This window comes from Paraburkholderia fungorum, assembly GCF_046027605.1.
Classification (GTDB): Bacteria; Pseudomonadota; Gammaproteobacteria; order Burkholderiales; family Burkholderiaceae; genus Paraburkholderia; species Paraburkholderia fungorum_F.
Genome location: NZ_JAQQEF010000014.1, coordinates 73,898 through 86,848, shown reverse-complemented (window position 1 = coordinate 86,848; position 12,951 = coordinate 73,898). Strand labels below are relative to the sequence as shown.

The 12,951-nt window shown below is 60.3% G+C and carries 13 protein-coding genes; 9 read left to right on the top strand and 4 right to left on the bottom strand.

The features are described from left to right. Positions 1 to 4: 4 nt before the first annotated feature. Both PQR53_RS22820 and PQR53_RS22815 read right to left on the bottom strand, forming a co-directional pair. A complete protein-coding gene (locus PQR53_RS22820; RefSeq protein ID WP_408458747.1) occupies positions 5 to 1,732 on the bottom strand; it encodes a tannase/feruloyl esterase family alpha/beta hydrolase in 1,728 nt (575 codons plus the stop codon). A 214-nt stretch (positions 1,733 to 1,946) separates the two neighbouring features. Beyond that, positions 1,947 to 2,555, bottom strand: coding sequence for a TetR/AcrR family transcriptional regulator (locus tag PQR53_RS22815; protein ID WP_408458744.1), 609 nt, complete (start codon positions 2,553 to 2,555; stop codon positions 1,947 to 1,949). Between the two features lie 181 nt (positions 2,556 to 2,736). On the opposite strand from PQR53_RS22815, the gene PQR53_RS22810 reads away from it, so the two are divergent. The 4 genes from PQR53_RS22810 (at position 2,737) to PQR53_RS22795 (ending at position 5,881) form a co-directional block, all read left to right on the top strand. Continuing rightward, a complete protein-coding gene (locus tag PQR53_RS22810; protein WP_408458742.1) occupies positions 2,737 to 3,768 on the top strand; it encodes a saccharopine dehydrogenase family protein in 1,032 nt (343 codons plus the stop codon). A gap of 220 nt (positions 3,769 to 3,988) precedes the next feature. Further along, entirely contained in the window at positions 3,989 to 4,393 is a 405-nt protein-coding gene (locus PQR53_RS22805) for a VOC family protein (protein WP_408458739.1), read from the top strand. A gap of 427 nt (positions 4,394 to 4,820) precedes the next feature. Next, on the top strand, positions 4,821 to 5,297 hold the full coding sequence (gene bfr / locus PQR53_RS22800) for a bacterioferritin (protein WP_408459048.1): 477 nt from the start codon (positions 4,821 to 4,823) through the stop codon (positions 5,295 to 5,297). Positions 5,298 to 5,410: 113 nt separating this feature from the next. Next, the gene (locus tag PQR53_RS22795; RefSeq protein ID WP_408459045.1) at positions 5,411 to 5,881 is read left to right on the top strand and encodes a ribonuclease; all 471 of its coding nucleotides are present in this window, start codon (positions 5,411 to 5,413) and stop codon (positions 5,879 to 5,881) included. An 11-nt stretch (positions 5,882 to 5,892) separates the two neighbouring features. On the opposite strand, the gene PQR53_RS22790 is transcribed toward PQR53_RS22795, so the two are convergent. Further along, positions 5,893 to 6,783, bottom strand: a complete 891-nt coding sequence (locus tag PQR53_RS22790; protein WP_408458736.1) for a hypothetical protein — start codon at positions 6,781 to 6,783, stop codon at positions 5,893 to 5,895. A 561-nt stretch (positions 6,784 to 7,344) separates the two neighbouring features. Here PQR53_RS22790 and PQR53_RS22785 point away from each other — a divergent pair. Beyond that, complete coding sequence (locus PQR53_RS22785) at positions 7,345 to 7,539, top strand: hypothetical protein (RefSeq protein WP_408458733.1); 195 nt, start codon at positions 7,345 to 7,347, stop codon at positions 7,537 to 7,539. 171 nt (positions 7,540 to 7,710) lie between these two features. Here PQR53_RS22785 and PQR53_RS22780 read toward each other — a convergent pair whose 3' ends face one another. Next, complete coding sequence (locus PQR53_RS22780) at positions 7,711 to 8,634, bottom strand: LysR substrate-binding domain-containing protein (protein ID WP_408458730.1); 924 nt, start codon at positions 8,632 to 8,634, stop codon at positions 7,711 to 7,713. 175 nt (positions 8,635 to 8,809) lie between these two features. Here PQR53_RS22780 and PQR53_RS22775 point away from each other — a divergent pair, with 175 nt between their 5' ends. From PQR53_RS22775 to PQR53_RS22760, 4 genes are all read left to right on the top strand, one after another. Beyond that, positions 8,810 to 9,697 (top strand): transketolase, encoded by an 888-nt coding sequence (locus PQR53_RS22775; RefSeq protein ID WP_408458727.1) that lies wholly within the window; start codon positions 8,810 to 8,812, stop codon positions 9,695 to 9,697. Continuing rightward, entirely contained in the window at positions 9,694 to 10,695 is a 1,002-nt protein-coding gene (locus PQR53_RS22770) for a transketolase family protein (RefSeq protein WP_408458724.1), read from the top strand. The genes PQR53_RS22775 and PQR53_RS22770 overlap by 4 nt, the downstream gene beginning before the upstream one ends. Positions 10,696 to 10,704: 9 nt before the next feature. Continuing rightward, positions 10,705 to 11,550, top strand: coding sequence for an NAD(P)-dependent oxidoreductase (locus PQR53_RS22765; RefSeq protein ID WP_408458721.1), 846 nt, complete (start codon positions 10,705 to 10,707; stop codon positions 11,548 to 11,550). A 73-nt stretch (positions 11,551 to 11,623) separates the two neighbouring features. Next, complete coding sequence (locus tag PQR53_RS22760; protein WP_408458718.1) at positions 11,624 to 12,949, top strand: MFS transporter; 1,326 nt, start codon at positions 11,624 to 11,626, stop codon at positions 12,947 to 12,949. The last annotated feature ends 2 nt before the right edge of the window (positions 12,950 to 12,951 follow it).

The window sequence follows — 12,951 nt, the reverse complement described above, 5'->3', positions numbered from 1 at the left end:
TAGATCACTGCGTCGCGCACGTGAAACTCGACGCAGCGTTGATGTCGCCGGAACCGTTATACCGTGGGAAGCTCGGATATTCGCAAAGCGGCCGGGTACGTCCCGGCACACCCGCGGTATCCGCAACGGTCTGCGCAGGTGGCGTCACGCCTTTTTCGACCCAGTTTTCCAGGGTCGTGAGCGAGTCCCATGCTGCGTTGTACACCGAGCTGACCGCATGCCCATATCCGGGAATTTCGTAGAAGCGCACGAAGTTGGTCACCGCTGATGCGCCCATCGTCGCTTGCAAACGCTGATAGTACTGTTCACTGGAGCGCGTGCTAACGAGCGCGTCGGCCATGCCATGCGCCATCAGGATCTTGCCGCCTTTCGCATTGAACGCCGACAGATCGGTCTTGTTGACGTCCTGCAATCCCGTCAATTGACTGATACGCGCTTGCAGACTGCCCGGATTCTGCGGGTCGACGCTCAGCGAGTTGGCGTTGGGGTCACGCGTCACAAAGTAGCGGATCCACTGGTCCCAGAAGACGCTGAGATACGGGGCGGTAGTGGGCATCGGCGAGGCCGGTTGCGATGTGCCCAGCGCGAGCGTCGTGACCGTCGGTTGCAACGCTGACGGATTCGCGACGCCAAGGTCCGCGCCGTAAACGTTGAAGCCGGGAAACTGCGTTTCACCGCTGGCAAGCGGGTAACCGAAGGTGATCGGCGTGTTGTACACGTTGAGCGCGGCAATTTGCGCGTCCGACAGACAGGCGTCGCCCGTGTCCGCGCCGCCGGCGCAACGTAACGGCGTGCCGTTGACCGTTGCCGTGGCGGGATTGAAGGTGGCGTTGCACGCTGCGACGTTGCTGATCAGGCCGTCGGCGACGCCATCGAGTGTGTCGCAAGCAGCCAGTACCGCGTTGAGCAGGACTTTCCGCTTGGCCTGATCCGGATAGGCGCCGGGCGCCGCGAGCGCGCGTGTGATGCGGCCGAACTGAAGGTCGAGACTGGCGGCGGCCCATGCCGGATAGAGGACGATCGAGCCATCCCAGTCTTGCGGCCAGCGCTGCACCACAGCAAGTGCCTCGCGCCCGCCGGACGATCCGCCCGCGAAGTAGGCGCGCTTCGGCGCCTTGACCGCATAGCGGGCGTCGATCAGATACACGGCGGCGTCGCGGGTCTTTTTCAGCGCGTCGCCGGAGAAGTTCTGCACCGCTTCGTCGTTGACGCCGAACGAGCCGTCCTCGCTGCCCAGTGCGTTGGCCTGATGCCCCGAGTCGCTCGCGAAGGTCGCGTAACCGCGTCCGAGTGGGGTGAGTTGCGTCGTGGGGCCGGCCGGCACGTTGCCGGTCGGCGCAGGAATCGTACCGTCATAGCCACCGCCGCCGAACATCATGATTTTGTTGTTCCAGGCGGTGGGCATGGCAATCTGGAATTTGATCTGGGGCGCCGCTGGACTCACAGGATTGATCGCGCCACTCACAAGGCAATATTCTCCGGTCGCTTGCGCACCGGTGCCCGCAGCAGGCATGGTGGTTGCTGCGGTCACGGTCGCGCCGGTGGTGGGCAGACCGATGGAAGACGCCGGCACGGTCTTGCCCACAAGCTGGGTGCAACTGAGGGGCGTCGCCGCGGGGGAGTTGACATCGTTGTCGCCGCAACCGCTTAGCGACAGCATGATGAGTACTGGACCAACGACCAACGAGGAACCGATGCCGCCGGGTTTTCGGACGGTGTGCTTCGTTTGCATTGTCTGTCTCCGTTATGGGTGGGCGCCCCCCTACGGTTCGTCTGCTTCGCCGGTGCAAGTACGCAGATGAGGACGCCTTGCAAACTTGGCGTGGCGCGGCCGTTCTGTCAATCGTCTTGTCACTCAACGAGTGTTATTTCGCCTGCGAGGCTTTGCGCCGCGCAAGCCGGTTTCGACCAAACCAGTTGACCCAAGGCATGGCGGTCCTCTCAGGTCAGCCGGGTTTTTCTGCCACCGAGATCAGGGCTAGCGCCGCCGGCACCAGCGCTTGCGCCGTCTCCTTGGCAAGCTGTCCGCAGACGTAGGCGCCGTCAATCAGAAGTGCGATCTGACTGGCCAGGTTATCCGGCCTGGCAACGCCGATCTGCTTCGCTAGCGTATCGAGACGGCGGCGCAGCTCCGCCTTATGCCTGAGCGCCACCGCCCGTGCCGGATGATCCGGCGCCGGAAACTCGGTTGCCACGTTGATAAATGGACACCCGCGGTATTTCGGTGCCGCAATGTCACGAGCGATCCACTGCAAGTGAGCCTTGAGTGCATCTTTGGGCGCGTTCCGGTGGCGCGTCGCGGTCTTGTCCCAGGCGATCCAATAGTCCGCGTCATCCCGTTCAAGCACCGCGGCGACGAGCTCGTCCTTGGTTGTGAAGTGCCGATAGAGACTGGTCTTCGCAACCCCTGACCGTTCGACGACGAGATCGACGCCGACGGCTCTGACGCCTTCCTGGTAGAACAGATCAGCCGCCGTATCGAGTATGCGGTCGCGGACGCTGGCGGAACTGCTGGTTCCGGCTTCTTTTGCTGTGGTGGGTGTGCCTCTGCTCATGGCGAGTCCTCTTGAGAGACGGAAACTTTTTGCTTCCCGATTACTTTACCCGGATATCGCTTGACACGCTACAGATCTGTATCTTAATCTTCGAAAAAACATACAGGTCTGTAGCGTCGTTGCGTCATCAAAACTACTGTCCTGCCATTCGAAGAAACATCCCGACAACTGGAGGTTTGCAATGACGTCAAATCAAACCGTGGCCGTGTTCGGCGCCTACGGCCATACCGGCCGCTTCGTGGTGTCGGAACTGGTCAGGCGCGGCTGGAGACCGATTGTTTCCGGGCGCGATGCCAGCAAGCTGAACGCGCTCGGGGCGGTTTATCCCGGGCTGGACATTCGGCCTGCGTCGATCAATGACCCGGATTCGCTCGATCGCGCGCTTGCGGGTGCGGCCGCTGTCATCAATTGCGCCGGCCCCTTCGCCAGTACGTCCGCGCCCGTGATCGAAGCCGCGTTGCGGGCGCGGATTCCGTATCTGGACGTTGCCGCCGAGATAGAGGCCAACCTGGATACGTTCGGGCATTACGCTGAACGGGCGCGCGACGCGGGTATCGTGATCGTGCCGGCCATGGCGTTCTTCGGCGGGCTGGGCGATCTTCTTGCCACGGCGGCAATGGGCGATTGGGCGTCCGCGGATGAAATCTCCATCGCCTATGGGCTCAGCAACTGGAAGCCGACCTTCGGCACGAGGGCTGCGGGTCAGGTTTCGAGGCAGCGTAGAGAGGGTCGGCGAATTGTCTTCTCGAATGGGCACATGGTGTTCCGCACCGATGCAGCGCCGATTACCGAATGGACGTTCCGTGCGCCGCTCGGCACGCAACCGGTCGTCGGAGAATTCACGATGGCGGATACGGTGACGATTGCGCGCCACCTGAAGACACCCGAGATACGCTCGTACATGACAGTCGCGGCAGTTAAAGGTCTGTCGGACCCGGACCTGTCGTCGCCTGCCGCGGTCGACGAGAGCGGACGCTCCTCGCAAACCTTTCTGGTCGAGGTGGCCGTGCGTTCGGGCGGCATCGAACGCCGTTCGTCGGCAAGTGGTCAGGATATCTATGCGATCAGCGCGCCGCTGGTGGTTGAAGCGGCGAGGCGTGTCATCGGCGGCTTAGTCAACGGGACGGGCGTGCTTACCGCCGGCGAAGCCTTTGACGCACGTGACTTTCTGGAATCGCTCGGAGAGGAGCATCTGTCATTGACGATGCCGTGACGTGAGGCGTTGACTTCGGCGATTTGAAGACATGCCGCAACCGGCGAGCAAACGCGAGCAGACCCCACGCAAGGCCGCACCGCGTGGACTGAAACGCCCGTGGCACGGGCCTGAGCGGCGACTTGCACGAGCGTGGCGATGCGAGTATTGAATGTGAGCTTTTACTCGTAACATTCTCCGTACGGAACGCAACGAGCGATCCGCGTTAACGGAGATCGACATGAGCAGTCTCACCACCACCATGAAGCTCAATCACATGAGCTTCCCCTCGACCGATGTCAGCACCACGGCGACCTTCTTCGAGGAACATTTAGGCTGCACCATCGCCGCGCGTGGCGCGAGCTGGATTGTGAAACGACCCGGGTTCGACATCGTGATCGATGACGCCGGCGGCCATCCGGTCGAGTGGCCTCACAACTTTCATATCGGCTTCGAACTGGCCACCCTCGATGAGGTTCAAGCGCTCTACGGACGGATGATTGCCGCAGACATCGTGATGAAAACCGGGGTGTTCAGGCATGAGCGGGGCTCGCGATTCTTCTGTGAAGTTCCGGGCGGCGTTCTCGTCGAAATCAATACCCGTTCGGATGCCGACGAGCAGTATCGCGGCACCTTCGACCTGTGACACGCGAGGCAGTGGCCGCGTCGTCACGCGCGCCGGCAGCGCGAGGGTCCGCGACAGCTAGCCTGCGATGCTGGCGCACGTCATTCACCGCGAGCACGAAAATCCGCCTCCCACTCGCTTCTATCCGCCACGCTTTGGGCGGAATATGGCTTGCGGTGATCGAACCGATACGGCATGCGTGCGCCAAAGCATTCGCAGCGTAAAGAACGACGCGATAGCGACGACTTCGCTTTAAGCGACTGATCATCTGAAAAAACGATGACAATTCTCATTCGTAGCGTTGGCCGGGCTATGCACTATGCTGCGCTAACGTGTCTCGCAGATGCGTGGCATGCTGCTGCGCACCAGAAAGCCTGACGAGTAGCGGGGCGCCTGAGAGACGCCCGCGCCTCATTCGAGGCGTGGCGTGGCTAATCTGGGAGGCTATATGCAAGGAGATGCCAAGGTTCTCGAATACCTGAACTCGCAGTTGAAGAATGAGCTGACCGCGATCAACCAATATTTTCTGCACGCGAGAATGTACGACCACTGGGGCCTGAAAAGTCTCGGCAAGCATGAGTATGACGAATCGATTGGCGAAATGAAGCATGCCGATCTGCTGATCGCGCGCATTTTCATGCTGGACGGCCTGCCGAATTTGCAAGACCTGCACAAGCTGCTTATCGGCGAGGAAACGACGGAAATCCTCGAGTGCGATCTCAAGCTGGAAAAGATTTCGCAGAGTACCTGCAAGGAAGCCATTGCCTACTGCGAATCGGTGCGCGACTTCGTGTCACGCGAGATCCTCGTGCATATCCTCGACGATACCGAGGAACATATCGACTGGCTCGAGACCAATCTGGCGTTGATCGATAAAGTTGGCATTCAGAACTATCAGCAATCGGGAATGGATTCGGTGGAGTGAACACCGGGTAAAAAATCCTGTTTCCAGTCGGACATTGATTCACCCAGCCATTAGCGATACCCTTGAATCGTTCATGGTCGTCCAATGCTGGTCAACCCGGAGACAACCGATTGGTGAAGCGAGCCTGGACTTTCTCGTGCATCCTCGCCGTGAGCGCGATCCTCGGAGGATGCGGCAAGGGCGGATCGCAAAACGCTAATCAAGAATCGGGCGCATCCGCGAGTCAGGCGCCGGATCAGCCTAGGCTGGCCGCGAGCGGCACACTCGCCGCATCGGGTGCGCAGGAGCGGGGCGCGTTGGCCGCCGTCACTAAAGCGCAGTTGCCGGGGGAAGCCGCCGAAACACTGCGTCTGATCAAAGCGGGCGGCCCCTTTCCTTTTGGCGAGGACGGTGTCCTGTTCCGTAACAGCGCGGGGTTGCTGTCGCAGCATCCGCGCGGCTACTACCACGCATATACCGTTCGCACGCCTGGCTCGGCGGATCGCGGGCAACGCCGCATCGTATGTGGTGGACCGCGCAAGCAAACCTCCGACTGCTACTACACCGACGACTACTACGTCAGTTTCAAACGCATCGCAGAGTAACCTGCGCCAATTCAATACTCGCAACTCTGACATGTGCGACTGACGCACTCCTTCATCATCGCCTGACGTTGCTGCTGAAGTTCGTGGTTCCGTCTGTCCCTCCCTGGAAAGGTCGCATTGACCTGGTCATTGCAGGCTTTTACCGCCGACCGATCGCTTGCACTAAGCTGATCAAGAGGCTTCGGATCGCCCTTCTGCGGGACGACCAGATGCCCGAACACGACTGTCGGCACCGGGCCACCGTGTTGAGCGGGCCAGACATTGAGTTCCGCCTGGTCGAGCATGTGGGGATAGTTCGAGGTATTGCCGGCGTAACCACGACTGGTTGGGGCATTCAGCATTTGCGTGGCTTGGGCCCTGACGAAATTGTGGAATGAAGGCCTTGCGAATTCCGGCATTTGATACGCGTCGTCGAGAATCTTGAAGGATTGACCGCCGGTTAGAAGCTCTGCAATATAGTTGGACCCCGCGGCGACGTACTGCCCGAGGAGCGCATTGTCTCGCTTGATTCGAGCGTCCTGATACGCATAAAAGACTTCTTCAAAGTTCGGAGCCGTAGGTGGTGTGTTGTGCAAGAGGTCTCGTGCTCGCACGTAAGCGGGCACGATGGTCTGCATGTCTTTTTTGATGTCCGACTGAATGTCCTCGCGTTGCCTGGCAATGTTGGCATTCAGTTGACAGGAAGATGCGCAGTTCTGCGCGCATTGAGCGTTGCCGCCGCACCTCGCGTAACAACCGCAGTCATCCGCATGCGACGCGCCACTGGCGATCCCGATCAGGAGCGCAAGCGCTGAACGAAACATCATCCTCCAGACGATATCCGGACCGAACCTCGTCATTGCAAACCTCTGCTGGTGTTTGTCGCCGCTTAAGGTGCCGGTTGATGAACTACAGAGCCACATTCGCAGAATGCGGTCGCGCGAGTAGGTTCCGGGATCGAGTGTTCGTTCTTGCTGCCGATAACGTTTTCAAGGAAATTTGAAGGCGATGTGTCGGACGACATCAGGCTAGTTGAAAACCAGGCATTGGCGCTATGGGACTTCTACCGATGTCTTTGATGCCCCGTACGTACGGTACCGAACAGCTAACGGATCGACGTCTCGCGCCACCCTTGTTGGCCGGCCGGGTGTGTCGACAATTCGTCGACGCCGACGACGCGCGACCGTCCCCGTGAGACACCCGGTCTTCAACCGGTCTATTCCCTGGCCGACTGCTCTGTGTTCTTAAACGACCAACAGGGCATTGTCATATGTTGGAATCAAGCCCACATGCCGAATATCCTGAGTCGCTCGACTAGAAGAGACGAACTCAGAATGTCTATTTTAAACAGCAGGTTACGCAGCGTCGCGTGCCTCATGCGAACTTGGCACAGATTGTGAGTTGTAGCTTGGCGAGCGGCAATGACAACCGCTCAGTTACAGACCAGATCTTGTTGCCCAACTACTTTTAATAGGTGAATCGAAATGAACACACTGAATATCGTTGACCTGCATCAGGAGACGGAACTGTCCTCTTCCGATATGGCCCGTGTCGTTGGCGGACACGATATAGATAAGGAAAAAGCACTCGTTGAACTCTACGCTGTTATCCACAGCATGGATGTAACGGCGAATACACCTGACCCGGCCCCCGCTCACGTGCCGATGAGGTTGCCTTGATCGCTATCGATCGTTGACAAGGGAGCCGGTAGAAGGGACCAGATAGGAGACTGCCATAAGGGCTGGATTACCGGCCCTTATGAGCCGGCCATCGTCCGGCTCAGTGTGGCCATGAAGAGAACACTAGCCCCTATGGCGCTGAGCGATGGAAGCTCGCGAAACAGCGAACCCTCAAGAATCTGCCTCGTCGATCTCACTGTCCAGAACGGGGTGATCGACTCTCAACTCCTTCAACAGCCAGGTCTTGAACGTGTCAAACGCCTGGTGATAATGAAGCCGTTTCGGATAGACGAGGTAGTGTCCGATATAGGGCACTTCACGCGTACGCCCGAGCAGCGGGCACGCCAAACTCCCGTTCTTCAATTCGCGATCGGCCAGTAGCGTCGATTCGAGCACGACGCCGAGTCCGTCGACCGCCGCCGCGATCGCCATCGAACTGCGGTCGAAGTGCAGGCCGTAATGACTGGGTGGGCTCAGATCGTTAGCTTCAAACCAGCCTCTCCACTGGAACATCTGGACGTCGCATTGAATCAGCGTGTGCGCATAGAGGTCTTCGGGGCTGCGGATTTGCGCGGCAAGGTCAGGTGTGCACAACGGCGTGAGCTTCTCCATCGCGAGCGGAATCTTTTCGTGTGGCGATGGCTTCGGCTCGCCGTACACGATGTCGAGGTCGAAATCATCGTTTTCGAAACGCGCGTAATCGGTGCTCGCGGAAAAACGCAAATCGATGTTCGGATTTTCGCGGACGAAACCCGATAGCCTGGGCAACAGCCACTGCGTCGCGAAACTGGGCGCCGTATGCAGGCGCAGCGGACTGGGTCCGTCGGTCGCAACGAGCGCGAGTCCGCGCAGCATTTCATCCATGCCGCGCTGCACGTGCTCAAGCAGGATCGTCCCCTCGCGAGTGAGTTTCACCTCACGCGTACTGCGCTGAAACAGTCGCAGCTTCAACGTCTCTTCAAGTTTGCGGATCGAGTGGCTTACCGCGCTCGGCGACAGATCGAGTTCCTCGGCGGCTGTCGCGAACGACGCCGTTCGGCCGGCCGCCTCGAAGACCCGCAGGAAGGGCAGCGGCAGCTTCCGGATCGGCTTCATGCGTGAATTCCATTCATGAGTAGGTGCAATCCTTTCTTTTGTCAGGCCGTTTTACCCAATGATACTCTGGCTCTGCGTCGAATTGATCCACTACTGATGAATGAAACGCACCTGTCGTCGCCGGATATTGCGACGCGCGGGGCACAAACATTCCGCACAATCCCAGGACGGAGACATGACACCCATCACCGAATCAACGCGGCCGGCCGCCCACCTACCTGCCGACTCCCACGCGAATCTCGCGCACCACGCCTACCGGATTCGCCGTTTTGCCCTGCGTATGGGCGAAGTCCAAGGGCAAGGCTATATCGGTCAGGCACTCGGCCTCGCCGACGTGCTCGCCGTCGCCTGGTGCCACGCCATGAAGATCCGCCCGGACGATCCCGAATGGGAGGAGCGCGACCGCTTTCTGCTGTCGCACGGACACTATGCGATCGCCCTCTATGCCGCGCTGATCGAAGCCGGAATCATCGAGGAAAGCGAACTCGAAACCTATGGGTCGGACGACAGCCGCCTGCCCATGTCGGGCATGGCGACCTACACGCCGGGTATGGAAATGTCGGGCGGCTCGCTCGGTCAAGGTATGACGATTGCCGTGGGCATGGCGCTCGGCCTGCGCCTCAAAGGCAATCCTGCCTTTGTCTACAACTCGATGTCCGACGGCGAACTCGACGAAGGCGCGACCTGGGAAGCGGCGCTCTCCGCTGCACATCATCGGCTCTCCAATCTGATCGTGCTCGTCGACATCAACCGTCAGCAGGCGGACGGTCCCTCGCACGACATCCTCGCGTTCGAACCGCTCGCGGACAAATGGCTGGCTTTCGGCTGGCACGTTGAACGTGTCGACGGCAACGATCTCGACGCTGTGATCAGCGCGTTCGACCGGGCGCGTGCGCTTCCCGATGAGAAGCCGCGGGTCATCCTCTGCGACACGCTGATGGGTAAAGGCGTGCCGTTTCTCGAAGCACGCGAGAAGAATCACTTCATCCGCGTCGATCAGGAAGAGTGGCAGCAAGCGATTGCCGTGCTCGATCAGAACCACTCGCAAGGAGATCGCTCGTGAGCGCCGTCACTGAAAAGAAGCCCCGTCTGACCACGTCCGCGATGATCGCGTCGATCGCATCGGAAGGACAACGCACACGCTCGGCGCCGTTTGGACACGCGCTCGTGGCCGAGGCGGAGAAGCGTCCGAATATCGTTGGCATGTCTGCCGATCTGTCGAAGTACACGGACCTGCACATCTTCGGCAACGCCTTTCCCAAGCGTTTCTTCCAGATGGGTATGGCCGAGCAGCTTCTGATGGGCGCAGCGGGCGGCATGGCCAAGGAAGGCTTCATTCCGTTCGCCACCACTTACGCGGTGTTCGCGACGCGCCGCGCCTACGATTTCATCCATCAGGTGATCGCCGAGGAAAACCTCAACGTCAAGATCTGCGCCGCATTGCCGGGACTGACGACAGGTTACGGTCCGAGTCATCAGGCAACCGAAGACATCGCCTTGATGCGCGGCATCCCAGGCCTGACCATCGTCGATCCGTGCGACGCGCTGGACACGGAACAGGCCGTCGCCGCGATTGCAGCCCACAACGGCCCCGTGTATATGCGCCTGTTGCGCGGCAAGGTACCCGTCGTGCTCGACGACTACGACTACACGTTCGAACTTGGCAAGGCCAAGTTGCTGCGCGATGGCGCCGATGTGCTGATCGTCTCGTCCGGCATCATGACCATGCGTGCGCTCGAAGCTGCGCAGGCGCTGGATGATGGATCGGCCAGCGTCGCCGTGCTGCACGTGCCGACCATCAAGCCACTCGATGAAGCCACCATCATCGAACAATGCAAACGTCCGGGCCGGCTCGTCATCGTCGCGGAGAACCATAGCTGTATCGGCGGGCTTGGCGAAGCAGTCGCCACCGCGCTGATGCGCGCGCGCGTGATGCCTGAGTTCCGGCAAGTCGCGTTGCCTGATCAGTTTCTCGACGCGGGCGCCCTCCCAACGCTCCACGACCGTTATGGCATCTCGACTTCATCGATCGTCGAGAACATCAAACACTGGCTGAAGTAGGCGGACATCATGAAGGTAACGTTTGTTGGTATCGGTGCGATTGGTTTGCCGATGGCGCTGCAAATTAAACGCGCGGGCCATAGCGTGACAGGCGCCGACCTGTCGAGCCACGCGCGGGGGATTGCACAGGCGAGCGGTCTCGATGCTGTCAGCTCATTCGATGCGGCGCCCGCCGCGGAGGTCGTCGTCGCGATGGTTGCCACGCCCGCGCAGCTGGCTTCGTTGATCGATGGCGTAGGCGAAGCAGTGGCCGGGCAGCGCTGGATCATCATGTCGACCGTTGGTCCGGCGAGTGTGCGTGAACAGGGGGCGCGTTTGCGAGAAGCGGGTGCGCGGGTGGTCGATGCACCCGTAACGGGCGGCGTCGCGCGGGCGAGGACGGGCGAACTGGTCATCTTCGCCGCCGGCAACAGGGACGACATCAGCGCGCTGCGTCCGGTGCTCGATGCGATGGGCAGCGTGCGTATCACGGGCGAGAACCTCGGCGATGGTCAGAGCATCAAGGTGGTGAACCAGCACTTGTGCTCGGTGCACATCGTCGCCGCCGCAGAGGCACTCAACCTTGCCCGCTCGCTCGGCCTCGAACCTGCCGCGGTGCTCGAACTGATCGAGAAAGGTGCCGCGGGGTCGTGGATGTTATCCGATCGCGGGCCGAGGATGCTGGCCGGGACCGACGTCAGCGTCACAAGCGCCATCAATATCTTCGTGAAGGACAGCGATCTGGTGGCCGCCGCCGCCGAAGGCTGCGATGCCGACGTACCGTTGCTCGCGGTGGCCAATGCCCGCTACCACCAGGCAGCGGACGCCGGACTCGGCGCACGGGACGATAGCCGCGTGATCGAAACCTGGCGCTGAGCGACTGGCGCACAACGACCGTCGCCCCAGCGCGGCGGTTCTGACTTATTAGAACGATTCGGAGACAAATGCCATGAGTACCTCATCTGCGACGCCCGCCGCGAAAGACAATCCCGTCAAGGTTTCCTTTGCGTCGATGATTGGCTCGGCGGTGGAGAGCTATGACTTCTTTATTTACGGCACCGCCGCCGCCGGATGGTTCGGAAAGATATTTTTTCATACGAGCGATCCGATCATCGGCATTCTCGCGGCGTTCGCTACGCTTGCCGTCGGCTTCCTGATGCGTCCATTCGGCGGCTACCTCGCCGGTCATTTCGGTGATCGCCTGGGCCGCAAGACCGTGCTGTTCTGGTCACTGCTCGCCATGGGCGCCGCCACGGTGCTGATCGGCGCGTTGCCAACCTACGAGCAGGCCGGCGTGCTGGCGCCGGTCCTGCTGATCGTATTGCGGATGGTGCAAGGTGTAGGTTTCGGCGCCGAATGGGGTGGTGCGGTGTTGATGGCGTGCGAGCACGCTCCGGCAAAACGCCGAGGCTTTTTCGGCGCTGTGCCACAAGTCGGCATCCCGTTTGGATTGCTGCTCGCCAACGGTGCGTTCCTGTTGTCGTCGCATCTGTTCGAAGGAAACTGGGTATGGCGCGCGCCGTTCCTTGTGTCATTCGTGATGGTAGCGATTGGCATCTTCATCCGCTTGAGCGTGAAAGAGTCGCCTGCATTCGAGGCCATCAAAGCCAGCGACACGATCGTCAAGCAGCCCGCGTTGCAGGTGCTCCGCAGCGACTGGCGGATGATCCTGAAGATCATCGGATTGCGTCTCGCGGAAACGGGCGGCTATTACATCACGACCAGTTTCATGCTGTCCTACGTCATGCTGGCGCATGTGACGAGCAAGGAGAACGTGTTGTGGGGGACGATGATCGGCTCGGCCATTGGTCTTGGCAGCCATCTGTTGTATGGCGCGCTAAGCGACAAACTGGGACGACGCCCACTTTTCCTGTTTGGCTCGCTGTTCACGATAATCTTCGGCGTGCCGATGTTCCTGTTGATCAACACCGGCTCGGGCGTCATGGTCATTACCGCGGTGTCGCTGTCTCTGCTGTTCAGTCACGATCCTATTTTTGCCGTGGAATCGAGCTGGTTCTCCGAGCAGTTTCCTGCCAATGTGCGCTCGTCAGGGATTTCGCTTGGCTACAACGGGGCGTCCGTCGTGGCGGGGCTGCTGCCGTTCATCGCCACCGGACTGTTTGGCGTCGTTGGCTGGATGGGACCTGCCATCATGTTTTCACTGCTCGGCGTCGTCTCAAGCCTGTGCGCATTGTCCATGCGCGAAACCGCGCCGGCGGTGGTGGAGAAACAATCCGTCATGCCCATGAACCAGCATGAAATGGGCACCCGTTGATG